The organism is Agromyces allii, from assembly GCF_009749385.1.
Taxonomy (GTDB): domain Bacteria; phylum Actinomycetota; class Actinomycetes; order Actinomycetales; family Microbacteriaceae; genus Agromyces; species Agromyces allii.
On the sequence record NZ_WBIN01000005.1, the window covers coordinates 113,551 to 137,735 of the forward strand.

The 24,185-nt window shown below is 70.0% G+C and carries 23 protein-coding genes and 1 pseudogene; 7 read left to right on the top strand and 17 right to left on the bottom strand.

What is annotated here, in order from left to right; all coding sequences use genetic code 11:
* Positions 1-61: 61 nt before the first annotated feature.
* From GQR16_RS07825 to GQR16_RS07835, 3 genes are read right to left on the bottom strand one after another with little or no spacing between them, the layout of a single operon-like run.
* Positions 62-283, bottom strand: a complete 222-nt coding sequence (locus GQR16_RS07825) for a hypothetical protein (RefSeq protein ID WP_157414598.1) — start codon at positions 281-283, stop codon at positions 62-64.
* Positions 283-1,431 (bottom strand): restriction endonuclease subunit S, encoded by a 1,149-nt coding sequence (locus GQR16_RS07830; protein WP_157414599.1) that lies wholly within the window; start codon positions 1,429-1,431, stop codon positions 283-285. Before GQR16_RS07830 ends, GQR16_RS07825 begins: the two co-directional genes overlap by 1 nt.
* A complete protein-coding gene (locus GQR16_RS07835; RefSeq protein ID WP_157414600.1) occupies positions 1,428-2,948 on the bottom strand; it encodes a type I restriction-modification system subunit M in 1,521 nt (506 codons plus the stop codon). The genes GQR16_RS07830 and GQR16_RS07835 overlap by 4 nt, the downstream gene beginning before the upstream one ends.
* Before the next feature lie 258 nt (positions 2,949-3,206).
* On the opposite strand from GQR16_RS07835, the gene GQR16_RS07840 reads away from it, so the two are divergent.
* Both GQR16_RS07840 and GQR16_RS07845 read left to right on the top strand, forming a co-directional pair.
* On the top strand, positions 3,207-3,869 hold the full coding sequence (locus tag GQR16_RS07840; RefSeq protein ID WP_157414601.1) for an Rv1352/Rv1906c domain-containing protein: 663 nt from the start codon (positions 3,207-3,209) through the stop codon (positions 3,867-3,869).
* 16 nt (positions 3,870-3,885) lie between these two features.
* Complete coding sequence (locus GQR16_RS07845) at positions 3,886-4,293, top strand: DUF488 domain-containing protein (protein ID WP_157414603.1); 408 nt, start codon at positions 3,886-3,888, stop codon at positions 4,291-4,293.
* Here GQR16_RS07845 and GQR16_RS07850 read toward each other — a convergent pair.
* Positions 4,290-5,453, bottom strand: a complete 1,164-nt coding sequence (locus GQR16_RS07850) for a CPBP family intramembrane glutamic endopeptidase (protein WP_246200633.1) — start codon at positions 5,451-5,453, stop codon at positions 4,290-4,292. The genes GQR16_RS07845 and GQR16_RS07850 overlap by 4 nt on opposite strands.
* 175 nt (positions 5,454-5,628) lie before the next feature.
* On the opposite strand from GQR16_RS07850, the gene GQR16_RS07855 reads away from it, so the two are divergent.
* On the top strand, positions 5,629-6,804 hold the full coding sequence (locus GQR16_RS07855; protein WP_246200635.1) for an FAD-dependent oxidoreductase: 1,176 nt from the start codon (positions 5,629-5,631) through the stop codon (positions 6,802-6,804).
* A gap of 19 nt (positions 6,805-6,823) precedes the next feature.
* On the opposite strand, the gene GQR16_RS07860 is transcribed toward GQR16_RS07855, so the two are convergent.
* Both GQR16_RS07860 and GQR16_RS07865 read right to left on the bottom strand, forming a co-directional pair.
* A complete protein-coding gene (locus GQR16_RS07860; RefSeq protein WP_157414607.1) occupies positions 6,824-7,666 on the bottom strand; it encodes a CPBP family intramembrane glutamic endopeptidase in 843 nt (280 codons plus the stop codon).
* A complete protein-coding gene (locus tag GQR16_RS07865; RefSeq protein ID WP_157414608.1) occupies positions 7,663-8,577 on the bottom strand; it encodes an HAD family hydrolase in 915 nt (304 codons plus the stop codon). Before GQR16_RS07865 ends, GQR16_RS07860 begins: the two co-directional genes overlap by 4 nt.
* Positions 8,578-8,705: 128 nt before the next feature.
* Between GQR16_RS07865 and GQR16_RS07870 the strand changes: the two genes are divergently transcribed.
* Positions 8,706-9,776: a M4 family metallopeptidase gene (locus GQR16_RS07870; RefSeq protein ID WP_157414609.1), complete on the top strand. Its 1,071-nt coding sequence runs from the start codon at positions 8,706-8,708 to the stop codon at positions 9,774-9,776.
* Positions 9,777-9,786: 10 nt separating this feature from the next.
* Entirely contained in the window at positions 9,787-10,176 is a 390-nt protein-coding gene (locus GQR16_RS07875) for a protealysin inhibitor emfourin (RefSeq protein WP_157414610.1), read from the top strand.
* Here GQR16_RS07875 and GQR16_RS07880 read toward each other — a convergent pair.
* The 7 genes from GQR16_RS07880 to GQR16_RS07910 form a co-directional block, all read right to left on the bottom strand.
* The gene (locus tag GQR16_RS07880; RefSeq protein ID WP_157414611.1) at positions 10,088-10,804 is read right to left on the bottom strand and encodes a lysoplasmalogenase; all 717 of its coding nucleotides are present in this window, start codon (positions 10,802-10,804) and stop codon (positions 10,088-10,090) included. The two genes, GQR16_RS07875 and GQR16_RS07880, sit on opposite strands and share 89 nt — an antisense overlap.
* Positions 10,805-10,925: 121 nt before the next feature.
* Positions 10,926-11,297 (bottom strand): FKBP-type peptidyl-prolyl cis-trans isomerase, encoded by a 372-nt coding sequence (locus tag GQR16_RS07885; RefSeq protein WP_067877843.1) that lies wholly within the window; start codon positions 11,295-11,297, stop codon positions 10,926-10,928.
* A gap of 212 nt (positions 11,298-11,509) precedes the next feature.
* Entirely contained in the window at positions 11,510-11,881 is a 372-nt protein-coding gene (locus tag GQR16_RS07890; RefSeq protein WP_246200655.1) for a DUF779 domain-containing protein, read from the bottom strand.
* Positions 11,882-11,982: 101 nt separating this feature from the next.
* The gene (exaC, locus tag GQR16_RS07895; RefSeq protein WP_157414614.1) at positions 11,983-13,506 is read right to left on the bottom strand and encodes an acetaldehyde dehydrogenase ExaC; all 1,524 of its coding nucleotides are present in this window, start codon (positions 13,504-13,506) and stop codon (positions 11,983-11,985) included.
* A 338-nt stretch (positions 13,507-13,844) separates the two neighbouring features.
* Positions 13,845-15,134, bottom strand: a complete 1,290-nt coding sequence (locus GQR16_RS07900; protein WP_157414615.1) for a GAF domain-containing protein — start codon at positions 15,132-15,134, stop codon at positions 13,845-13,847.
* A gap of 90 nt (positions 15,135-15,224) precedes the next feature.
* Complete coding sequence (locus tag GQR16_RS07905; RefSeq protein WP_246200637.1) at positions 15,225-16,424, bottom strand: PrsW family intramembrane metalloprotease; 1,200 nt, start codon at positions 16,422-16,424, stop codon at positions 15,225-15,227.
* Complete coding sequence (locus GQR16_RS07910; RefSeq protein ID WP_157414616.1) at positions 16,421-17,893, bottom strand: FAD-binding oxidoreductase; 1,473 nt, start codon at positions 17,891-17,893, stop codon at positions 16,421-16,423. Before GQR16_RS07910 ends, GQR16_RS07905 begins: the two co-directional genes overlap by 4 nt.
* Positions 17,894-17,970: 77 nt before the next feature.
* On the opposite strand from GQR16_RS07910, the gene GQR16_RS07915 reads away from it, so the two are divergent.
* Both GQR16_RS07915 and GQR16_RS07920 read left to right on the top strand, forming a co-directional pair.
* Positions 17,971-19,608 (top strand): DNA-3-methyladenine glycosylase 2 family protein, encoded by a 1,638-nt coding sequence (locus tag GQR16_RS07915; protein WP_157414618.1) that lies wholly within the window; start codon positions 17,971-17,973, stop codon positions 19,606-19,608.
* A 74-nt stretch (positions 19,609-19,682) separates the two neighbouring features.
* The gene (locus GQR16_RS07920; protein WP_157414619.1) at positions 19,683-20,354 is read left to right on the top strand and encodes a FadR/GntR family transcriptional regulator; all 672 of its coding nucleotides are present in this window, start codon (positions 19,683-19,685) and stop codon (positions 20,352-20,354) included.
* 192 nt (positions 20,355-20,546) lie between these two features.
* Here the strand turns inward: GQR16_RS07920 and GQR16_RS07925 are convergent, their stop codons facing one another.
* From GQR16_RS07925 to GQR16_RS20175, 4 genes and pseudogenes are all read right to left on the bottom strand, one after another.
* The gene (locus GQR16_RS07925; protein WP_157414621.1) at positions 20,547-21,530 is read right to left on the bottom strand and encodes an ABC transporter substrate-binding protein; all 984 of its coding nucleotides are present in this window, start codon (positions 21,528-21,530) and stop codon (positions 20,547-20,549) included.
* A 125-nt stretch (positions 21,531-21,655) separates the two neighbouring features.
* Positions 21,656-22,696, bottom strand: coding sequence for an ABC transporter permease (locus GQR16_RS07930; protein ID WP_157414622.1), 1,041 nt, complete (start codon positions 22,694-22,696; stop codon positions 21,656-21,658).
* The gene (locus GQR16_RS07935) at positions 22,693-23,760 is read right to left on the bottom strand and encodes a sugar ABC transporter ATP-binding protein (RefSeq protein WP_425482617.1); all 1,068 of its coding nucleotides are present in this window, start codon (positions 23,758-23,760) and stop codon (positions 22,693-22,695) included. The genes GQR16_RS07930 and GQR16_RS07935 overlap by 4 nt, the downstream gene beginning before the upstream one ends.
* A pseudogene (locus GQR16_RS20175) lies at positions 23,755-24,117 on the bottom strand (ATP-binding cassette domain-containing protein); the annotation flags it as partial. The pseudogene GQR16_RS20175 and the gene GQR16_RS07935, both read right to left, overlap by 6 nt.
* Positions 24,118-24,185 lie beyond the last annotated feature (68 nt).

Sequence of the window (24,185 nt, forward strand, 5' to 3'; positions counted from 1 at the left end):
AGCAGAGATGTCGCGGGTACGACATGGCTGCCCTCGGGGTGGGTGGTTCGTCTGCGCGCGGCTAGAAACCGCGCGGATTCTGGCGCTGCTGGAGGTATCCGCGACGAGCGCAGAGGCGCTGCCAGGCGAGCTCGTCGACTCGGCTCATGTTGCGGGCCCGCACCCGGCAGATGTGCTGCCAGCCGTCGCGACTCATGAGGTCTTCTGAACTCACGGAGTTCGCGTTGATCGCGCGCACGATTCCGGCATCCGACGAGCCGCTCGACTTGCCGAACCCGAACATCAGAGCTCCCCGCGGAACGCGCGGTGTTGGAGGGAGGCGAACAAGGCGTCGAGTTCTCGAAGGACGCGCTCCGCTGTACGTTTTGACGCTTCGATCCGTCTCACGCTCTCGACAAACCGATTCTGCTTGACACGGCTCGGCACGACAGCTGGGAATGCCTTGAGCTGCGTGGAATTGATTGACGCGATTCCGGTGGTTTGCTTGGCCATACGTAGGAAGTACGCCTTGCCGTACTCGCTGCCGACATGCCAGTTCAGGTACAGCGGGTCGACGTCACCAGATTTCAGCCGAACCCGGAAGATGTGGTTCTGGTGAATCGACTCCGGAAGTTCATCGTTCCAGAGCACTCCGCGCCCGAGCTTGTCCGGGTCGCCGCCCTCGGTGAGCAGCAAGTCCCCCGCTCGCAGCCGGTATCGCTCGATCTCCGTCGCTGTCGCCTCGATACGCTTCACATTGGTGAGATCGATCCGCTTGTCCTGGACATTCACGACTGCCATAAACGGAACTTCACGCATCGCGGCACCGTTGGTCTTTCGCCCCTTCGTGATGCCGGACGACACGTCAGCGATCTCGGAAAGAGGCAGTACACGGCCTTCGCGCTTCGCGAACAGCTCTCGATAGACAGCGTCCGCGGCCTCATCGTGGACCTTCACAGATCGAGCCTGTCGACCACGGAGGGCGTCGGCCTCGTCGAGGATGGCGGCGATGCGGCGTTGTTCGGGGAGGGGTGGGAGGGCGAACGACATCCGGCCCAGCGTCGCAAGTGAAATCGATTTGCGCCGCTCTGCCGTCCCGTTCCCCATCGTCGCGTACTGCGCAAGTGCAGTCGGGCTCTTGAGGAATCGGTACAGGTACTCGGGGTCGACCCGCTGCTCATCGATCGAGAAAACCGTGTACATGGGACTGATCAACGAGCGCTCGGTAGCCCGCCCGATGGAACCTTCATCGAGGTGGATAGTGGCGTACGCGAAGTCCCCCTGCTCGACAAGCTTGTACGTCGAGAGGTCCTTGCTATGAACCTGTTTCGTGAAGTACTCGTCACTTCGGACGAAACCGCGGTGCTTCGTCACGGAGTAGACGGGAGCAAGCCGGTTGCCTGCACGGGAACCAGCGGACTTGATCAGGTCGTCCAGCCGAACCGTCGTCACGCGACATCCGCCTTGCTTGCCAACATCCCCCGCAGCCGCGTGAGCCCCGCGGCGATCTCTACCTCGAGTGCATCCAGCTCGTCGAGGATCTCCTCCGGACTCCGATGCTCGACTTCCTCATGCTCGATCTCCTTGTACCGGTTGATCGAGAGGTCGTAGCCGTTGTCGACGATCTCCTGCTTGGGCACGAGGAAGCTCTGCGCGGTTCGCGGGCGGTCGGCCTCGGGCGAGACGTCCGGCCCCGAAAGCGACAGCCAGCGTGTAAGCACATCGGGCAGGTCGTTCGCCTCGATTGGCGTGCGCTTGTCGTCGAGCGTGAAGCCGTCGGCACGCACGTCGTAGAACCAGACGTGGTCGGTTCCGCCAGACGAGGTCTTCGTGAAGAACAGGATGGCGGTTGAGACGCCGGTGTACGGCTTGAATGTTCCGCTGGGCAGCTTCACGACGGCATCGAGCTTGTGGTCCTCGATGAGCAGCTTTCGCAGCGCCTTGTGCGCGTTCGACGAGCCGAAGAGCACGCCGTCGGGCACGATCACGGCCGCGCGTCCGCCATTCTTCAGCAGCTTGACCATGAGCGCGAGAAAGAGCAGCTCGGTCTTCTTCGTCTTGACGACCTGCAGCAGGTCCTTCGCGGTCGTCTCGTAATCGAGCGATCCGGCGAACGGCGGGTTCGCGAGCACGAGCGTGAAGTCCTCGGATGCCGGATGGCCCTCGGCAAGCGAATCCGCGCGTTCGATCACGGGGTCTTCGACGCCGTGCAACAGCATGTTCATGCTGCCGATCCGCGCCATGGCGGCGTCGGAGTCGTAGCCGGTGAACGCCTGCGTGTTGAAGAAGTCGCGCTTCGCGGCATCCGCGAAGATCTCGTCTTCATGGTGCTCGCGCAGGTACTCCTCGGCCATGACGAGGAAGCCCGCGGTGCCGGAGGCGGGGTCGATGATGCGGTCGTAGGGGGTCGGCGCCGACATGTCGACCATGAGCTTGATGATGTGCCGGCTCGTGCGGAATTGGCCGTTGGTGCCCGAGGTTGCGAGCTTGCCGAGCATGTACTCGTAGATGTCACCCTTGGTGTCGCGATTCTCCATGGGGATGTCGGCGAGCAGGTCGACGACCTTCGCAAGCAGGTTCGCGTTCGGAATCGTGAACCGCGCGTCCTTCATGTTGCGCGCGTAGCTCGAACCCTCGACGCCCATGCGGCGCAGGAACGGAAACACGTGCTCGCCGACGATGTCGTACATCTCCTGCGGCGAGCGGTTCGAGAACACGCTCCACCGCAGGTCGTCGTAGGGACGCGGGGTTCGCCCGGTGTCATCGATGCCCTCGGGGAAGACGCGCCGCTCAATCGGCTTTCCGGTGCGGTTCGCCTTGCGCTCCTCGCGCGTCTGGATCTCGTCGAGCCGACGGATGAACAGCAGATACGTGATCTGCTCGATCACCTCGACGGGGTTCGCGATGCCGCCCGACCAGAACGCTTCCCAGACCTTGTCGACCTTCGGCCTGAGCTCACCAGTGACCATTGCGCGCGTCGCCGCCCCTTCGTGTTCGCGTGCCGTCGTGGCACGCAACCTCGATCTTCGCAGAGGGTCGGATGTCGCGAGGCCTCCGGAAGGCGTTCTCCCCCACTTCGGGGGCGGTCGGCGCATTTCAGGGCTTGCCCGGACGTCGAATGTCGGTGGCCGGGTGCATCCTGATCCACTTGCCGAGCGCACGGTCGGCGGTCATCACGGTCTCGAGATCCGGATGCCACACAGCGGGCGTGCGCCCAGGAGACGATGATGTCCGACACGCAGAACCCCGAACCCGAGAGCAACACACCGTCCGGTGACGAGACGGCGCAGATGAGCAACGACAGGGCCTCCGAGAGCACGGCGCCTTCAGCGAAGACGCCTCGCGGTATTGGTCGCATCCGTCGTTCGACGCTCATCCTCGCGGCCGTCATCGCGGTGCTCGTGATCGCGCTCGGCATCACGATGACAAACCTCGTGAACACGAACGCCGCGCTGGCTGAGAGTGAGGCCCACGCTGCCGCCATTCAAACCCAGTCGGACGAGTTCGAGGGCGATCTCGAACTCATGACAACGTCACGGGACCAATATCGCGACGCCTCGACCAAGGTCTCCGAGCGCGAGATCGCAGTGTCGAAACTCGAAGACGAGGTGGAGGAGCGCGAGAAGGCGGTAAAGGCGACTGAGGAACACATCGCTGCAACCACGCTGAAGGACGGATACGCGTACACGGTTGGGCTCACCATGGAACCCGGCGTCTACGAGGCCAACGCCACCGGATCGACGTGCTACTGGAAGATCACGACGAGCGGAACGAACTACTCCGACATCGTCGAGAACGACCTCGGCAAGGCGGGCGTACTCAGGGTGACCGTCAGCCCCGGCCAGGACTTCCAGTCGCAGCGCTGCGGAGAGTGGCACAAAGTGGGCTGAGTGCCAGACTGGCCCCATGGCGTTCACCACCAAGCGCGTCTACGACCCGCCCGAGGCATCCGACGGATACCGAGTACTCGTCGACCGGCTGTGGCCGCGCGGTGTGAGCAAGGAGCGCGCCGAGCTCGACGAGTGGGCGAAGGATGTCGCTCCGTCGCCCGAGCTGCGCAGCGAATGGCATCACTCGCCCGACCGTGAGGCGACGTTCGACGACTTCGCCGCCCGGTACCGGCACGAGCTCGACGAGAACGCTGCGGCAGAGACGTTGCTCGCGCTCGGCCGCGAGCACGACCGTGTGACGCTCGTCTTCGGCGCGCGCGACGAGCACGCCAACCACGCAATCGTGCTGCTCGACTGGCTGGCCGCGCACGGAGCATCCGTCGACCGCGACGCGCAGGGCGACGCCGAGACCAACGAGACCTAGGCGCGCGACTCCGCGAGCGTCAGGCCGGGCTCTGGCTGCTTCCAGAGCTGGCGCGTGACGACGAGCACGAGGATCGTCGCGCCGAGCAGGATCCAGCCCGGCCAGCCGAGCACGCTTCCCCAGATGCCGTCGTCGTCGGCGAGCGAGTCGGCGTCGGCGAAGATCAGGAACTGCGTCGTCGCCGTGTTGATCGCGCCGTGCGCGATGACGGCGGGCCAGACCGAAGCCGAGCGCAGCCGCATCCAGCCGATGACGACGCCCGTGAGCACGCAGAACGCGACCATGCTCGCGAGCCCCAGCAGGTCGGTGCGCTGGTAGTTGTAGCCGAGCAGGATCAGCGGCGCGTGCCAGAGACCCCAGATCGCGCCGGAGGCCAGCAGCGCCCACACGGTGCCGAGCGGACGCATCGCGGGCAGCAGCCATCCGCGCCAGCCGATCTCCTCGCCGAATGCGGCGACGCTGTTGAGCGCCGTGAGGAACGGCAGCGAGATGAGCGTCATCACCACGACGACGGATGCGTCGATGGGCACCGTCTGCCCGCCCGCAGTCTCGTTGAGTGCGTCGATCACGGCCTGCACGCCGCTGAGGCCGACGAGGTCGACGCGGATCAGCCCGAGCGCGTGTCCGAGCAGCATCGCAAGGAACGGCAGCGCCGTGAAGAACACGAAGGCGAGCGCGATGAAGAGCCAGGTGCGCCCGGCGGGACGGATCGGCGAGAGGCCGAGCGAGCGCGGGATGCTCGCCGGACGCCGCACCCAGAGCACGACCACGAGGGTCGCGAGCGCCGGCGTGAACATCATCGCGGGCGCGAGCAGGCCGAACAGCGGGTGCGCGAGCCCCTCGCCCGAGGTCCAGAGCGGCAGCGCGACGAGCCAGGCCCCGACGAACGCGATCGCGACGAACACGCCGACGGCGATCCACGGCACGCGCGTCGGCACGATCGGGGCGGCGGCGGCGTTCTTCGCGCGTTGCCGGTTCGCGGCCTCCTCGCGCCGCGAGGGAAACGCGCTGGCCCCTGCGGTCGCCGCAGCGGAGTTCGCGTGGGCAACGGCACGCATCGGCGCGGCGGCGTTTTCGGGTGCGGGGGGCGCTTCGATCGGCACGGGCACCGGGGTGCCCGGAGCGGCTGCGGGAACGATCGGGGTGGACGGCTCGGTCATGCCTCCATGCCATCAGACGCGGACGCACGGGCGCGTCCCTCGTGCGACGGATTCAGCACGCGGCGGCGCCGGAGCATCCGTCCCTCGACGGAGGCGCCGCGCCCGCCCTGCCGCACGTCGGTTCGGAACGCTGCTCCGCCGGAATACACCCCTGCGCCACGTCGTTTGCATACGTGTGCATGAGTTCGCGATCCCGGTCGACGTCGTCGTGATCGGCGCGGGCCAGGCCGGACTGTCCGCCGGATACCACCTCCGGCGGCGCGGGTTCTCGCCCGTCGGGGCCGCGCACGCCCTCGCCGCGAGTCTGCCCACTGCGTCCGACCCCACCGCGGACTCCCCCGAGACATCTGCCAGGACGTTCGTCGTGCTCGATGGCGAATCCGCACCCGGCGGTGCGTGGCAGCACCGCTGGGCGTCGCTGCGCATGGCCACGGTCAACGGCATCCACGAGCTGCCGGGATTCGCCGTTCCACCGGCCGACCCCGAGGCCTCCGCCAAGGACGTGCTGCCGTCCTACTTCGCCGAGTACGAACGGCGCTTCGACCTGCGGATCGAGCGCCCGGTGCGCGTCAGCGCCGTCCGCCGGGCCGACGACGACCCGAACGGCCGACTGCTGGTCGAGACGGAGACGCCGAGCGGCGCGCGCACCTGGACCGCCCGGTACGTGGTCAACGCGACGGGCACCTGGACCCGCCCGTTCCTGCCGTGGGTTCCGGGAGCCGACCGCTTCACCGGAAGGCAGCTCCACGTCGCCGACTACGTCTCGGCCGACGCCTTCTCCGGGCAGCGGGTCGTCATCGTCGGGGCCGGCGTCTCGGCCGTGCAGCTCCTCGACGAGATCTCCCACGTCGCCGACACCTTCTGGGTCACGCGCCGGGAACCCGAGTGGGTGGAGGAGGACTTCGACCTGCCCGCCCGCACCGCCGCGATCGCGGGCGTCGAGGCGCGGGTGCGCATGGGCCTGCCGCCGGGCAGCGTCATCTCGGTCACCGGCATGCACTGGACGCCGTGGGCACGCGCGGCGGAGGCACGCGGGGTGCTCGTGCGGCACCAGATGTTCGCGGCGATCGAGGAGCACGGCGTGCGGATGCCCGACGACACGTTCGAGCCGGCCGACGTCATCCTCTGGGCGACCGGGTTCCGGCCCGCGGTCTCCCACCTCGCCCCGCTCGGGCTGCGCACCCCGCAGGGCGGGTTCCGGGTCGCCGACACGCGTTCGCTCGACGATCCGCGGCTGTTCCTCATCGGCTACGGCCCGTCGCAGTCGACCGTCGGGGCGAACCGGGCCGGACGCGAGGCGGTGCGACGGATCGTCGCCGAGCTCGGCGCGCCGGCGACATCCGCCGCCTGAGCGCGCTGCCGGGTCAGCGCTACGGCGCGAGCAGGAAGATCGCCGGCCAGCCCGTGTGCGCGTACACGATGACCGCGAAGACGACCGCGTCGAAGAGCATGTGCACCGTGAACACGTAGCCGAGCGACTTCGTGAGCTTGAACGTGTAGCCCTGGATGAGCGCGAACGGGATGGTGAGCAGCGGCCCCCACGACTGGTAGCCGAGCTCCCAGAGGAACGACACGAACACGATCGTCTGCAGCAGGTTCGCCTGCCAGGTCGGGAAGTGGCGGCGCAGCAGCACGAACACCGTGCAGATGAAGAACAGCTCGTCCCACGTGCCGACGGCGATGACGCCGATGAGCAGGCGGCCGATCTCGTCGGGCTCGGTCACCGTCGGCCAGTTCTGGTAGACGCCCGAGGTGATGAAGTAGAACGGCAGGATCAGCCAGCCCGCGAGCGTCACGAAGATCAGGTAGAGCCACTGGGTGCGGTTCCAGCGGTTGCCCGTTCGCCACGGGAAGCGGATCGTGCGCTCGCGGTAGAGGAACCGCGAGATGAGGAACGGGACGAGCACCGCGAGGCCGAGCACGACCGCGAAGCGCACCATGCCCGCATCGCTGAGGTCGGCCTTCATCGACGCCGTCGAGATGATGACCTGACCGACGGCGATGAGCGCGAGGTCGGCGAGCAGTCGCTCGGTGCGCCCGGAGCGATCGCAGAGCCACGCGCCCACGAGGCCGGCGGCGAGCATCGCGTAGCCCGCGATCGGCAGCAGGAACCCGAACAGCAGCACCGCGGCGCCGCACACGAGCAACGCCGGAATCAGGGCGAACGGATGCGTCCGCAGGGCGGTCGGGTCTTGCGTCGCCGTGGCGGTCATTCGTCGTCGGCGAGCGTTCCGCGGCGCACGGCCTCGACCCACTTCGCGAGGTAGACCGCGCCGGCCTCGTCGTGGATGAGCGCGCCCGCCGTGAGCACGGGATATCGGGTCGCGGGCACGCCGTCGGCCGGGCGCACGTCGACGTGCCGCACCGACTCCCCGCGGTCCTGCAGCCACTCGGACATGGCGTAGTCGGTGCGCGAATCGCCCATGGTGCGCCAGTGCTGCGGGCGGATGCCGCGCTCCTCGAGCAGTGCGACGGCGCGCTCGGCACCGAGGTCCTTGCCGAGGCGCACCGACTCGACGTCGGTCGAGATGATCGTGGGGTCGATGCGCCACTGCACGCGCCCCGCGGCATCCGGCCGCTCGTGGCCCTCGCGGACCGTGCCGAACCCGTGCGCCGCGAGCACCTCGTGCGCGTGGTCGTCGAAGCCGGGCTGCGCCGCGAGGTAATCGGCGTTCTCGACGTGCACGTGCTGCTCGACCGAGACCATGGCCCGCTTGGTCTCGTCGAAGAACCCGAAGTCGTCGAAGAAGGTGCCGACGAAGTCGCGCATCGCGTCGGAGAACTCTGGGGGCGTCGCGAGCTCGTGGTCGACGTGCACCTCGCCGAGGCCGTCCTGGTCGATCGCCGCCCAGACCGCGCCCTTCTCGCAGATCGCCCAGATCGGCGCGCCCGGCTCGATGCCCGCGGCGAGCATCGGCGGCACGACCTGCGCGGCGATGAAGGCGTCGGATCGGCCCGTGTTGAAGACCACCGGGATGCCGGCATTCGCGAGCGCGGCGAGGTCGCGCGCGATCGACGGGATCGCGATCGTGCGCGTCACGGGGCTGGCGATCGGGCCGTCGACGTCGAGCAGGAGTCCGAGGAGCGGGGTCGCGATCGGGGACTTGGCGAGGGGCGTGGTCACGCGTCCAGCCTAGGCGGGCGCCGCCCGGCGCGCTCCGAGCCCGGTGCGCTCCGAGCGCTCCACGCTGCGCACGCCTCGCCCAGCGCGCCGTCCACCCGGATGTCGCAGGCAGGTGCGAGCATCGACGCATGCCGACGATCGTTCCGCCCTACCTGCTCGACCGCATCGCCGAGACCGCGGGCACGCGGTACCCGCTCGCCGCCGAGGCCGCCCGCCGGGCGCTCCTGCGCGAGCCGCCCGCGCGCCTCGGGCCGTCCTCGCCCGGGCTTCCGCTGACCGACGCGTACGGGCTGCCGAGCGCACTGCCCGACGCCCCGTCGACCCCCGATCGGCGCATCTCCGACGCGCAGGGCACCGAGCGGCTGCCCGGCCGGCTCGTGCGCCGCGAGGGCGAGCGCGCCACGGGCGACGAGGCCGTCGACGACGCCTACGACGGCCTCGGCGACACGCACCGCATGTTCGACCGCGTCTTCGGCCGCGACTCGATCGACGGGCTGGGCATGCCGCTCGAGGCCACCGTGCACTTCGGCGACAATTACGACAACGCCTTCTGGGACGGTGAGCGCATGGTGTTCGGCGACGGAGACGGCGAGATCTTCCGCGGCTTCACCGACTCGCTGAGCGTCATCGGCCACGAGCTCTCGCACGGCATCACCGAGCACACGGCGAAGCTGCGGTACCAGGGCCAGTCGGGCGCGCTCAACGAGCACGTGTCCGACGCGTTCGGCGCGCTCGTCGAGCAGTACGCCCTCGGCCAGGACGCCGAGGCCGCCACCTGGCTCATCGGCGAGGGCATCTTCACGGCCGAGGTGCAGGGTCGGGCACTCCGTTCGATGCTCGAACCCGGCACCGCCTACGACGACGACGTGCTCGGCCGCGACCCGCAGCCCGGGCACATGCGCGACTACATCGAGACCGTCGAGGACAACGGCGGCGTGCACCTGAACTCGGGCATCCCGAACCGCGCGTTCGCGCTCGCGGCGCGGCGGCTCGGCGGGTTCGCGTGGGAGCACGTCGGCCGTATCTGGTTCGACACGCTCACGTCGGGCGAGCTCGGCGAAGACGCGACGTTCGCGCAGTTCGCCGACGAGACCGTGCGGCAGGCCGAACGCCGGTTCGGCGCGCAGTCCCGCGAAGCCGAGGCCGTGCGCGACGGGTGGCAGCAGGTGGGGGTGCTGGCCGAGGCCGGGCAGGGGTAGCCTTCGTCGCATGGACGTCTTCGTGGCCCGCAGCGGCGGCCTTGCCGGCATCCGCCTGACCTGGCATGTGAAGGTCGACGACCAGCCCGACGCCGACGACTGGTTCGTGCTGATCGAGGAGATCCCCTGGGACGACGTGCCGGCGGCCCCGGCCGAGCCTGACCGCTTCACATGGGACATCCGGTGCGAGCCCGCCGAAGCCCGGCACCCCGCGGCCGGCACGACCGATCCGACGGCCGCTGAACCGAACCCCGCAGGGCCGAAAGGCGCTGAGCCGAAGGCCACCGAGGCGACCCTCGCCGAACGTCAGCTCACGGGGCCGTGGCGACAGCTCGTCGACCGGGTTCGCGAGACGACGGAGCCGCAGCGCGAAGCGCCGCGAGCACCCCGATCGAGATGAGCAGCTGCGCCGCGAGGTAGGTCGACATGACCGTGAGGTCGTGCAGGTCGAACCCGGAGACGGCGAACTCGTAGCCCGGCAGGAACCGGCCGAGCCCGAGCACCGAGTCCGAGACGACGAAGAGCGCACCGCCGATCGCCATGACCGGGCCGCGACTCGCTGCGAATGCCGCCATGAGCCCCAGCACGAGTCCGTAGAGCGCGACGGGTACGAACAGCACGCCCGTGTGCGGGCCGAGCAGCGCGAGGAATCCGGCGAACCAGGCGACGTAGACGAGGGCCCAGAGCGGCGGACGGATGCGGCCGCCCGAGGGCGCTCCGTCCGAGGGCCCGCCACCCGGCATCCGCACGAACACCGTGATGTACGCCACATGGGCGAGCAGGAACGCGCCGAGACCGACGACGAACATGCCGTCGAACGACAGCGCGACGTCGCCGGCCCACGAGAGCCCGATCACGACGAGCAGCAGCCAGGGGGTCTTCAGGCCCGAGCCCCGAGTCGCGAGCACCACGCCCAGCGCGAGCAGCGGCATGAGCAGCGCCTTGGTGGCGGTCACCGACCAGTCCGGACCCGTCTCGAGGAGCACGAGGTGAACGGCGCACAGCACGAGGTAGGGAGTGAACGTCATCGGCACCCGCCGATCGTAGCCGGGCGGGTGCCGCAGGCCGAACGGACTGTGGGATACGACGAAGGCCGACGGGCGATGCGCGTCGGCCTTCGTGCGATTCAGGTGATGCGGTGCGCTCGGCTCAGCTCACGCCGAGCAGGTCGATCACGAAGATCAGGGTCTGGCCCGAGAGGCGGTGTCCGCCGCCGGCGGGGCCGTAGGCCTTGTGCGGCGGCACGATGAGCTTGCGGCGGCCGCCGACCTTCATGCCGGGGATGCCCTCCTGCCAGCCGGCGATGAGCGCCTGCAGGGGGAAGTTGATCGACTGGTTGCGGCTCCACGAGGAGTCGAACTCGTCACCGGTGTCGTACTCGACACCGAGGTAGTGCACGTCGACCGTGGAGCCGGGGGTCGCCTCGGCTCCGTCGCCGACGACGATGTCCTCGATGACGAGGTCTACGGGGGCGGGGCCCTCGGGAGCGTCGATCTCGGGCTTGCTGTTCGTGTCAGTCATGCATCCATCCAATCGGAGGCACCCGGTCCGGACAAGCGTCCACTCCCCTCTTGCGCTGACTGCGAACATGTCGCACTCTGGATGCCTGAGAACTCGTCGCCCCGCAGAGTCGTCGGCTATGCCACACCGCAGGGCGGCGAGTTTCTCTATGTCCGGTTCGGCTCGGCTCGGTTTCTCCATCTCCGGCGAGCAGCGACATCCGCGAACCTGCGTCACTCCTCCATGAGCCGCGACCGGATCAGGAAGCGCACGCCCTCCGGCGCCTCGACCGAGAACCCGCTGCCGCGCCCCTTCACGACGTCGACGGTGAGGTAGGTGTGCCGCCAGTAGGCGAACTGCTCGGCCGACATCCAGAACGGCACGACGCGCGGTGCGGCGTCGGGCGGCCCCGACGGATCCGCCCCGAGGTCGAGCTCGCCGAGCAGCACGTCGGCGTCGCTCGTGATGAAGTCGCCGGCCGGGTAGCACATGGGCGAACTGCCGTCGCAGCATCCGCCCGACTGGTGGAACATGAGCGGGCCGTACTTGCCCCAGAGCATCACGAGCAGGTCGGATGCCGCGGGCGAGAGTTCCACCCGCGGCATCCGCTCCCCTGCCACCGTGATCGAGGCGACGATCCTGCCGAGGGACCCGATCCCCGGCGTGTCAGCACTCATCGCGGCACCCATTCGACGGGCTCGGCGGCTCAGAAGAACCCGAGCGGGTTCTCGTTGTAGCTGACCAGGAGGTTCTTCGTCTGCTGGTAGTGGTCGAGCGCGGCCTTGTTGTTCTCGCGGCCGATGCCCGACGACTTGTAGCCGCCGAAGGCCGCGCCGGCGGGGTACGCGTGGTAGTTGTTCACCCACACGCGACCGGCCTGGATGTCGCGGCCGGCCCGGTACGCCTCGTTGCCGTTGCGGCTCCAGACGCCCGCGCCGAGCCCGTAGAGGGTGTCGTTCGCGATCTCGATGGCGTCGGCGTAGTCGGTGAAGCTCGTGACGGCGACGACGGGGCCGAAGATCTCCTCTTGGAAGAGCCGCATGCGGTTCTGGCCCTCGAAGATCGTGGGCTGCACGTAGTAGCCCTCGCTGAGGTCGCCCCCGAGGTCGGCGCGCTCGCCGCCGAGCAGCAGCTTGGCCCCCTCCTGCTTGCCGATGTCGATGTAGCTGAGGATCTTCTCGAGCTGGTCGTTCGACGCCTGCGCGCCGACCTGGGTCTCGGTGTCGAGCGGGTTGCCCTGCTTGGCGAGCTTCGTGCGCTCGATCGCGTCGTCGAGGAACGTGTCGTAGATCGACTTCTGGATCAGCGAGCGGCTCGGGCAGGTGCAGACCTCGCCCTGGTTGAACGCGAACAGGCTGAAGCCCTCGAGCGCCTTGTCGTAGAACGTGTCGCGCTGGTCGGCGACCGACTCGAAGACGATGTTCGGGCTCTTGCCGCCGAGCTCGACGGTCGACGGGATGATGTTGTTCGACGCGTACTGCAGGATGAGGCGGCCGGTCGTGGTCTCCCCCGTGAACGCGATCTTGCGGATCCGGTTCGACGACGCGAGCGGCTTGCCCGCCTCGACGCCGAAGCCGTTCACGACGTTGACGACGCCCGGCGGCAGGATGTCGGCGATGAGCTCCATGAGCACGAGGATCGACGTGGGCGTCTGCTCGGCGGGCTTCAGCACGACCGCGTTGCCCGCGGCGAGCGCGGGAGCGAGCTTCCACACGGCCATGAGCAGCGGGAAGTTCCACGGGATGATCTGGCCGACCACGCCGAGCGGCTCGTGGAAGTGGTACGCCACGGTGTCCTCGTCGAGTTGCGTGAAGCTGCCCTCCTGCGCGCGGATGAGGCTCGCGAAGTAGCGGAAGTGGTCGCTCGCGAGCGGCAGGTCGGCGTTCAGCGGTTCGCGGATCGACTTGCCGTTGTCCCACGTCTCGGCGACCGCGAGCAGCTCGAGGTTCGCGTCGATGCGGTCGGCGATGGCGTTGAGCACCGCGGCGCGCTTCGCGGCACTCGTGCGACCCCATGCCGGCGCGGCCTTGTGCGCGGCGTCCAGCGCCGCGTCGATGTCGGCGGCCGTGCCGCGGGCGACCTCGGTGAACGGCCGGCCGTTCACGGGCGAGATGTTCTCGAAGTAGGCACCCTCCTTTGGCTTGACCCACTCGCCGCCGATGAAGTGCTCGTAGCGCGGCTTGAACTCGATCAAAGCGCCGGCGGTGCCTGGCGCGGCGTACACGGTCATCGTGTCTCCTCGTGACGTCATTGTCTGGTTGCCCAGTTGCGGGTTGCCCTGTTGTCTGGTTCCCCCGCACCGGGCAGGCGCTCGGTGCGGGGGTTGCCAGTCACGGTAGGCGCGCGCCCGTTGCGACCGGGTTGCCCGAGGGTTGCAGGTGCGTTGCAACGACGTCGCGCAGGAGTCTGCTCAGGGTCGCGGATGCCGCGGGGCGGCGCGCGTGATGAGGCGGCGAGTCCGATGCGAAATTCAGGAGATCCCGGGTGCCGGGCCTCTGAGAGCGCCTGGTGAGCCGAATCTCCTGAATTCGGCGGCCAAAGCCCGCTCAAACGAGCGGATGCCTCGCCTCAGCGCTGTGCGGCCTCGAGGCGCTCGAGGTGCGCCACGACCGAGGCCCGGCGCGGGGAGCGCGGAGGCAGCACGCCCAGGAGCGCCCGCCAGACGTCGGCGTCCTGGCGGTTCTCGTCGCGGTCGGCGTAGGTGGCGAGCACGTCGGCCGCGGCATCCGACAGCATGGACTCGCGCAGGCGACCGGCGAGCTCGTCGCGGATCTCGACGATCCCGGGCGCCGTCGAGGCGGGCAGCACCGGCCCGGCGTAGCGTTCGGCGGCGCGGCGCAGCGACCCGCGCGCGAGCAGGTTCGCGACGGCGGTGGCGTCGAGGTCGACCTCACGGGCGAGGCGGTATGGCCGGGACTCGAGCTGCGGTTCGCCGGCGGACTCGAGCACGCGGCGGAGGCGCACGAGTTCGGCGCGCACCGTGACGGGCGACACGTCGCGCTCCGACAGCAGCGTGGCGAGGCGCTCGGCGCCGAGCCCGCGCGGATGCCACGCCAGCAGCGTGAGGATCTCGGCGTGACGCGGGCTGAGCTCGGTCGACCCGAGCCGGGGACGTCGCTCGCCGAGCACCGTGAGGGCGGTCGGGGTCGTCTTCGGCGCGGCGACCGCGCGCACGCGGGAACGGCGGATCGTCGCCTTGACGCTCGACTCGAGCCGGGCGATGCGCAGCTCGGCCTCGACCGCGGCGACCGTCGCCGACACGAGCGAGAGCGTGTGGGGCGCGACCGCGAGATCGGTGCCCGTGATGTCGATGACGCCGAGCAACTCGCCGGTCGCCGGGTCGTGCACGGGGGCTGCGGTGCAGCTCCAGGGGTGCACGATGCGGTTGTAGTGCTCGGCCCCGCGGATCTGCACGGCCCGATCGAGCGCGAGGGCGGTGCCCGGGGCGCTCGTGCCGACGCTCGCCTCCGACCAGTCGGCGCCGGCGACGAAGAGCATGTCCTCGGCCCGACGGCGAAGGCCGGCGTCGCCCTCGACCCAGAGCAGGCGCCCGTGGGCGTCGCCGATCGCCACGACGAGGCCCGACTCGTCGGCGCCCTCGACGAGCAGGCGACGGATGACGGGCATGACCGGTGCGAGCGCGTGTGCCGCGCGGTAGTCGCGGAACGCACCCTCGTCGAGGTCGATGCGCGGCAGCGCCCGGTCGGGATCGATGGCCCCGCGGATCGCGCGCTCCCACGACTCGCGCACGACGGGCCGCAGCACGGGCGACACGGAGCCCGCCGCGATCGCGTCTTCCTGCAGATGCAGCAGCCGATCGCGCAGCATCGAACTCTGCGGGTACTGCGGCACGGGCATGCCGACTCCGATCGCCGTCAATCAGGATGCGGCAATCCTACGTCGCGGTGCCCTGGAGCGGCAGTGGCAGGGTCGTCGTCGCCCGGGCCGTCAGCGTCCGGGCCCGGAGATCGCGCGCCGGTCGGCCGCGACGAGGTCGAGCAGCTCCCGCTCGTCGGCGAGGCGTCGGGCATCGGCCCGGCCGGTGACGATGGCCTGTCGCGTGAACGCCAGGCGCGTGGCATCCGCGATGAACGCCTTGACCTGGGACGTGCGAGGCGGGGTCTGCGACCGCGCCCAGGCGAGCGCGGCGCTGCGACCCGCGGGCGAGGCGAGCCCCTCGACCTCGTCGGGATTGAACCAGCCGGCGGCGGCGTACTCGAGCAGCCGGTCGCGCGTGATGCGGCGCTCCTGACGGCGCAGCAGCACCGTGAGCACGATGGCCGCGACGAAGATGGGCACCTGCACGAGCAGGTAGAGCGCGACCGCGTCGGAGGCGAACGTGAGCGACCCGTTCCAGAGCGCGTGCAGCGCGATCGCGCAGGCCAGCCCGCCGAGGAACCAGATCAGGATGCCGGGGCCGCGCGTGCGTCGCGCCCCCAGACCGATCGCGAGGCCCGTGCACGCCGTGAAGAGCACATGGGCGAACGGGGAGAACAGTCCGCGCACGACGAAGGTCGCGCCGAGCGCCGCGCCGCCGCCCTCGATGAGCGCCGACCCGAAGTAGAGGATGTTCTCGGTGAACGCGAACCCTGCTGCGACGGTCGCGGCGTAGACGAGCCCGTCGACCGGGCCGTCGAAGTGGCTGCGCGAGAACGTGAAGAGCAGCAGCACGCCGAGGCCCTTCGCGACCTCCTCCACGAGCGGCGCCTGCACGACCGCCTGCATCGCCTCGTCGGGCCCGGTCGAGAGCGCGAAGGCCATGGCGAGCTGCACGCCCGTGTCGACGAGGAGGGCGATCGCGACCGACACCGCCGCACCCCACAGGAACGCGAACCAGAGCGCCCAGCGCGGCTCGGGCTCCCAGCGGTCGATCCAGCGCACGGCGAGCAGCACGATCGTGAGGGGCACGAGCGCGAGGAGGCTGCCGATCAGGAGCGTCGAGACCCCGAGCGCGACGGCGAAGTACGCGACGACCAGCAGACCGACGATCACCGCGACCGTGATGCCGATGGGCGCGAACACGCCCGCCCCTCGGCGTAGCGGCACGACGACCGAGGCCGGCGGCGGAGGCGGCATGAACGCCTGCGGCGACGGCCCGGGGTTCACCGCCGGTCCGGATCGGTACTCGCCGGGAACGGGTCCGGTCATCGGTTCTCCTCGGGCGTTCGGGGCTGTTCGGGCATTCGGGGCTCTTCTGGGGTTCTGGGCTGTTCGGGCATTCCGGTCTCCGCGAACATCACGCCCGGATTCAGGATGCCGGTCGGGTCGAAGAGCGCCTTGATCCCGCGCTGCAGGTCGTACTGGTCGTCGCCGAGCTCGTCGGCCAACCATCGGCGCTTGAGCACGCCGACGCCGTGCTCGCCCGTGAGCGTGCCGCCGAGCGCGACCGCCTCGCGGAACATCGCATCGGCCGCGGCCCACACGTGCTCGGGCGCCTCGCCCGGGTCGCCCTCGAACACGAAGTTCGGGTGCAGGTTGCCGTCGCCCGCGTGCGCGAGCGTCGGGATCTCGAGCCGGTGCTCGGCGCCGATGCGCTCGATCGCGCGGAACATCTCGGGCAGCCGCGAGCGCGGCACCGCCACGTCCTCGATGAGCACCTGCCCGCGCGCAGCGAGCGCGCCGTGCCACGCCCGACGGATCGCGACGAGCCGCTCGCCCGACGCGGCATCCGTCGACCGGCTCACGCGACCGCCGGCGGCGGCGAAGGTCTCGACGATCGAGTCGGCCTCGGCGACCGCGCCGGCCTGGTCGGTCTGCGCGAGCAGGAACGCCTCGCCCGTGGCGAGCGTCGCGAGCGGGGTGCCGGCGAGGGCGTCGGATCCGAGGTGGGCGGCCACGCGCGCGATGCCCGCGGCATCCATGAGTTCGAGCATCGCGGGCCGCACGCGCGAGGCGGTGACGGCAGCGGATGCCGCGGCGGCCGCCTCGACGTCGGGGAACGCCGCCGCGATCGTGACGACCTCGCCCGACGGCAGCGGCCGCAGGCGCACGGTGGCCTCGACGATGATGCCGAGCGTGCCCTCCGAGCCGGTCATCAGCGCCGTCAGGTCGTACCCCGTGACCCCCTTGACCGTGCGGTGGCCCGTGCGCAGCAGGCGCCCGTCGGCGAGCACCACGGCGAGCGCGAGCACCGACTCGCGCGTGACGCCGTACTTGGCGCAGAGCAGGCCCCCGGCGTTCGTGGCGATGTTGCCGCCGATCGACGAGATCGCACGGCTCGCGGGGTCGGGCGCGTACCAGAGGCCGAGCGGCGCGACCGCGTCGGCGAGATCGCCGTTCAGCACGCCCGCCTCGACGACCGCGAGCTCGTCGGCCTCGGAGATCTCGAGGATGCGGTTCAGACCAGAGAGGTCGAGCACGAGGCAACCGGCGCTCGCGATGGCGCCGCCCGCGAGCCCGGTGCCGGCGCCGCGCACGACGACGGGCGTCGACGTCTCGTGGGCGATGCGCATGACCGCCTGCACCTCGTCGACGGATGCCGCGTGCACGACCGCGAGCGGGCGGTGCGCGCCGCGCCAGCCCGACCGGTCTTCGCGCACGGCCTCGAGCTCGGCGGGCGCCGTCGAGACGCGCGCGCCGAGTGCGGCCGCGAGTCGGGAGAGCACATCGGATGGCATGCGGCCCAGCCTATTGGCCCGGCGCTGATGTCCGATTCCCGCTGATCGATGTCGGTGGCGCATGCGAGGGTGGTGTCATGCCCAGCCCGACCACCGCACGACGCGTGCTCAGCGACACGACCGTCGACGACCCCGTGTTCGCCGAGCGCTACCGCGCCATGCAGGCGCGCGACGCCCGCTTCGACGGGCAGTTCATCACGGGCGTGCACTCGACGGGCATCTACTGCCGCCCGAGCTGCCCGGCGGTCTCCCCCAAGCCGTCGAATGTGACCTTCTACCTCACTGCGGCCGCCGCGCACGAGGCCGGGCTGCGCGCGTGCAAGCGCTGCCTGCCCGACGCCGTGCCGGGCTCCCCCGAGTGGAACCTGCGCGACGACCTCGCAGCACGCGCCATGCGCCTCATCGCCGACGGCGTCGTCGAGCGCGAGGGCGTTCCCGGGCTCGCCGCACGTCTCGGCTACACGCCGCGTCACCTCACGCGCGTGCTCACCGCCGAGCTCGGGGCCGGGCCGCTCGCGCTCGCACGTGCGCACCGGGCGCAGACCGCCCGGGCACTGCTGACCTCGACGGCCCTTCCCGTGGCGGATGTCGCGTTCGCCTCGGGCTTCGGCAGCATCCGCCAGTTCAACGACACGATCCGCGAGGTCTACGAGCGCAGTCCGCTCGAGGTCCGCGCGGCCGCCCGCGTGCACGAGCGGGTGGGCGGCCTCTCGACCGGAGCATCCGCCAGTCCGTCGTCGGGGCTTGGCGGGGCGCCGGTCGACCTGGTCACCGTACGTTCGTCGGGCGTCGCGCTCGAGACCACGACCGATGCGGCAGCCGACCCCGGCGCGGGCGTCGTTCGCCTGAGGTTGCCGGCCCGCGCGCCGTTCGACGCGGCGGGCGTCTTCGGTTGGCTCGCCGCGCGCACGGTCGCGGGCGTCGAGTCGTCGACGGTGTCCGCCGATGGCTCGCCGCGGTTCCGCCGCACGCTTCGGCTACCGGGCGGCCCCGCGCTCGTGGCCTTCGCCCCCGGCGGCGACGCGCACTCCCCCAGCATCGAGATCGAGGCGCGCCTCACCGGACTCGGCGACCTCCCACCGCTCGTGGCACGCGTGCGCCGCCTCTTCGACCTCGACGCCGACGCGCTCGCGATCGACGCCGCGCTCGCCGCCGAGCCCGCGTTCGCGGCATCCGTCGCCGCCGTGCCCGGCATCCGCGTTCCCGGATGCCTCGACCCGCACGAACTCGTGTTCCGCGCCCTCATCGGGCAGCAGATCTCGGTGGCTGCGGCGCGCACGGCGCTCAGCCGCCTGGCGGCCGAGCTCGGCGAGCACGTCGCCGGCGACGAGGAGCTGAACGCGCTCTTCCCGACCGCGGCGGCCATCGCCGAGCACGGTGCCGAGGTGCTGCGGGGGCCGGCCGCCCGCATCCGCACGATCGTCGACGTCGCCGCCCGTCTCGCCGACGGAGACCTCGTCGTCTCATCCGACCGCGAGCGGCACGACCTCGAGGCGCGGCTGCTCGAGATCCCCGGCATCGGTCCGTGGACCGCCGGCTACGTCGCCATGCGCGTCACCGGGGCGCCCGACGTGCTGCTCACGGGCGATCTCGCCCTGCGCAACGGCGCTGCGAACCTCGGACTCCCTAGCGAACCGCGCGATCTCGCCGCATACGGGGCCCGCTGGGCCCCTTGGCGCAGCTACGCGTCGATGCACCTCTGGCGCTCAGCCTGACCTCGGCGGCGCGCCAGAGGTAAAGATCCGATGTCTGCACGGATTTCTGGGCGGCCCCGCGTTACGATGCACGAATGGCGGTCACCGACGAAGCGATCCTGAAGATCAAGGAGATGATCCTCACCGGCGAGCTCGCTCCCGGAGATCGACTCCCACCCGAGAAGGAGCTGAGCGATCGACTCGGGCTCTCCCGCTCCTCGCTCCGCGAGGCGGTCAAGGCGCTCGAGGTGATCCGCGTGCTCGATGTGCGCCGCGGCGACGGCACCTACGTGACGAGTCTCGAACCGCGCCTGCTCCTCGAGGCGATGTCGTTCGTGATCGACCTGCACGACGACCAGTCGGTGCTCGAGATCTTCGCGGTGCGCCGCATCCTCGAGCCCGCGGCGGCATCGCTCGCCGCCCGCAACGCCGACGCCGAGACGATCGAGCGCCTGCGCACGGTCGTGACGAGCGTCGACGAGGCGACCGACGTCGAGGGCCTCGTGACGCACGACCTCGAGTTCCACCGCGGCATCGCCGAGGCCACCGGCAACGCCTACCTGGCGAGCCTGATCGATTCCCTCTCGGGGCACACGGTGCGCGCCCGCGTCTGGCGCGGCATCACCGAGGAGAGCGCCGTCGACCGCACACTCCACGAGCACCACGCGATCCTCGATGCGATCGCCGCCGGCGACGCAGACCTTGCACAGGCGCTCACGGTCGTGCACGTCAGCGGCGTCGAGCAGTGGCTGCGCTCGGCACTCTGAGCCCCGACGTCGACGACAGCCGCGGCTGAACGGCAGAACGGCGACGCTCGGGGCTGCGGCGGCCCGCGGCATCCGCTCGCTCGGATCAGGACCGCGACGCCCCGCCCCGCCCGATGCCGCGCCGGGAACTCGACCGCCGGCACGCCGAAGGGGGCGCCGACTCTCGTCGACGCCCCCTCGTTGAGAGCCGGCCTACTCGTAGAGCACGGCCTGGATCTCGTCGTCGTCGATGTTCGAGACGTCGTACCAGTAGAAGCCCGTGTCGATGGTCTTCGGCAGGTCCTTGCCGTCGATCGCCTCGACGGCCGCCTTCACGGTCTCGTAGCCGATGCCGACCGGGTTCTGTGTGATCGCGCCGATCATGAGCCCGTCGCGGATCGCGTCCATCTGCGCCTTGCCCGAGTCGAAGCCGACGACCGCGAGCGTCGCGGGGTCGATGCCGAGCTCCTTGACGGCCTGCACGACGCCGATCGCAGAACCCTCGTTCGAGCCGTAGATGCCCTTCAGGTCGGGGTTCGCGGCGATGATCGCCTTGGCGAGGTCGGCCGACTTGGCCTGGTCGCCGCCGCCGTACTGGATGTCGACGATCTCGATGTCGGGCTCGTTCTCCTCCATGTACTGCACGAAGCCGTCGCGGCGCTCCTGACCGGTGACCGAGGTCTGGTCGTGCACGACGAGTGCGACCTTGCCTTCGTGGTCGATCGCGTCGGCCATGTGCTTCGCGGCCTCGGCGGCGGCGGCGAGGTTGTCGGTCGCGGCGGTGGTCACGGGGATGTCGCTGTCGACGCCGGAGTCGAACGCGATGACCGGGATGTTGCCGTCCTTCGCCTGCTGGAGCAGCGGCCCGGCGGCCTGGCTGTCGAGTGCGGCGAAGCCGATCGCCGCGGGGCTCTTGTCGAGCGCCGTCTGCAGCATCTGGATCTGCTGGTCGACGTCGGCCTCGGTGTCGGGGCCCTCGAAGGTGATCTCGACGTCGAACTCCTCGGCCGCCTGCTCGGCGCCCGACTTCACGGCCTGCCAGAACTGGTGCTGGAATCCCTTCGAGACGAGGGCGATGTACGGCTTGTCGCCGCTTGCGCCATCGCCGCCCGACGAACCGCTGTCGGCGCAGCCCGCGAGAACCAGGGCTGCAGCGATGAGACCGGCGACGGTGCCGATCGTGCGCTTCTTGAACATGATCACTCCTTGGTGTTCGGATGTGTGTGGTGTGGTGGTGGTGCGGATGGTGCGGGGTGTGGTGGTGAGGGGTGGTGCGGTCTGTGCTCCCGTCGCCCGGATGTCTCGGGCGACGGTCGTTTCGGTCAGGCGCGTCGGCGGCGCAGCATGTCGAGGTACACCGCGACGAGGATCACCACGCCGACGGCGACGGACTGCCATTCCTGCGGCACCGAGATGATGCGCAGGCCGTTGGTGAGCACGGCCATGATGAGCGCGCCGATGACGGTGCCGACGATGGAGCCCTTGCCGCCCTGCAGCGACGTGCCGCCGATGACGACCGCGGCGATCGCCTCGAGTTCCAGGCCCATGCCGCCGGTGGGCTGCGCCGACGAGAGTCGCGAGGCACTGAGCACGCCGGCCAGGCCGACGAAGAGCCCGGCGAGCGTGTAGATGATGATCTTCCAGCGGCGGACGTTGACGCCCGACAGCGCCGTCGCCGCCTCGTTCGAACCGATCGAGAACGTGTAGCGGCCGAGGATCGTCTTCGAGAGCAGCACGGCGGCGACCACGATCATCACGATGAAGATCGCGACGCCGAGCGGGAACCGGATGCCGGGGATGATCGACAGGTTCATGATCGACTGGAAGTCGGGGTGGTCCTTGAAGTAGATCGGCTTGGTTCCCGAGATCACGAGCGAGAGGCCGGCCGCGATCAGCATCATGCCGAGCGTCGCGATGAACGGCGGGATGCCGAGCACCGAGATGTTCACGCCGTTGATGAGGCCGATGAGCCCGCCGAACAGGATCGTCGCCAGTACGCCGGCCCAGAGCGGCCACCCGAGGTAGGTGAGGAACACGCCCGCCATGACCCCCGAGAGCACCATGCCGGTGCCGATCGAGAGGTCGATGCCGCCCGTGATGATGACGAACGTCGTGCCGAGCGCGAGGATGCCCGTGACGGTCGCCGCCGTGAGGATCGAGACGAGGTTGTTCGTCGTGAAGAAGTGCGGGCTCGCGAGCGAGAAGACGAGCACGATCAGGATGAGGCTCGCGAACGCGAGGAGCTGCTGCAGGGAACCTCGGATGCGCGCGAACCGAGGCGTCGCACCCTTGTCGATCGCGGCGAAGGCCGTCGTCGACGGATCCCGGTCGGGCTTCGGCGGGGTCACGGTGGGGCTGGTCATGCGATCGTTCCTTCACTCGAGAATCGGGTTGCGTAGTCCATGAGGTTCTCCTGCGTGGCATCCGCGTTGTCGAGGATCGCCGTGAGCCGGCCCTCGGCCATGACCGCGATGCGATCGGAGAGGCGCAGCACCTCGGGCAGTTCGGAGGAGATCATGACGATGGCCTTGCCCTGCTCGGCGAGGCCCTTGAGCAGCGCGTAGATCTCCTCCTTCGCACCGACGTCGATGCCGCGCGTCGGTTCGTCGAAGATGAGCACGTCGCAGTCCTTCGCCAGCCACTTCGCGATGACGACCTTCTGCTGGTTGCCGCCAGAGAGGTTCCGCACGAGCTGGGCGCTCGACGGGGTCTTGATGCGGAGCTTCTCGATGTAGTCGCGACCGGTCGCCTCGATGCGGGTGTCGTTCACGAATCCGAGGGTCGAGGTGTAGTCGCGCAGCGCGGAGAGCACGATGTTCTCCCGCACGCTGCGTTCGAGCAGCACGCCCAGGTGCTTGCGGTCCTCGGAGAGGTAGCCGATGCCGTGCCGTGACGCCTCGGCGGGGTTGCCGATCGAGACCGGTCGGCCGTGCATGCGGATCTCGCCGGACTCGCGCGGATCGGCGCCCACGATCGCTCGCGCGACCTCGGTGCGCCCGGCACCCATGAGCCCCGCGAACCCGAGGATCTCGCCGGCGTGCACCTCGAAGCTCACGTCGCGGAGCAGCGAGCGGGTCGAGAGGCCCGAGACCGCGAGCACGGGCTCGCCGTCGATGGCCCGTGGCACCGGGCGCTGCTCGCCCGAGATCTCGCGGCCGACCATGAGCGAGATGACCTCGCGCTGGTCGGTCTCGGCGGTGATGCGGGTGCCGGCGTTGCGCCCGTCGCGGAGCACCGTGATGCGGTCGGAGATGCGCGTGAGCTCCTCCATGCGGTGCGAGATGTAGATCACGCCCGTGTCGGGACGCTTGAAGCGGCCGATGAGCTCGAACAGCACGTCGACCTCGGCGTCGTTCAGCGCCGCGGTCGGCTCGTCCATGATGAGCACCTTCGCGTCGAACGAGAGCGCTTTCGCGATCTCGACCATCTGCTGCTTCGCGACCGTGAGCTGCTCGACGCGTTCGGTGGGGTCCAGCGCGAGGCCGAGCCCTTCGAACAGCTTCCGCGCGCGACGGTTGAGGCTTCGCTCGTCGAGGAAGAAGCCGGCGGCACGCTGCTCCCGGCCGATGTAGATGTTCTGCGCGACCGTGAGGTCGGGCATGAGGTTGAACTCCTGGTGGATGATCGAGATGCCGAGCTCCTGCGCATGCTTCGGCCCCTCGATGACGATCTCCCGGCCGTTCAGCCGGAAGCTGCCGGCGTCGGGGATGTAGATGCCGGCGAGGAGCTTCATGAGCGTCGACTTGCCGGCGCCGTTCTCGCCGACGAGCGCGAGCACCTCGCCGCGATGCAGCTCGAGGTGCACGTCGTCGAGCGCCTGCACGCCCGGGAACCCCTTGCTCACCCCTCGCA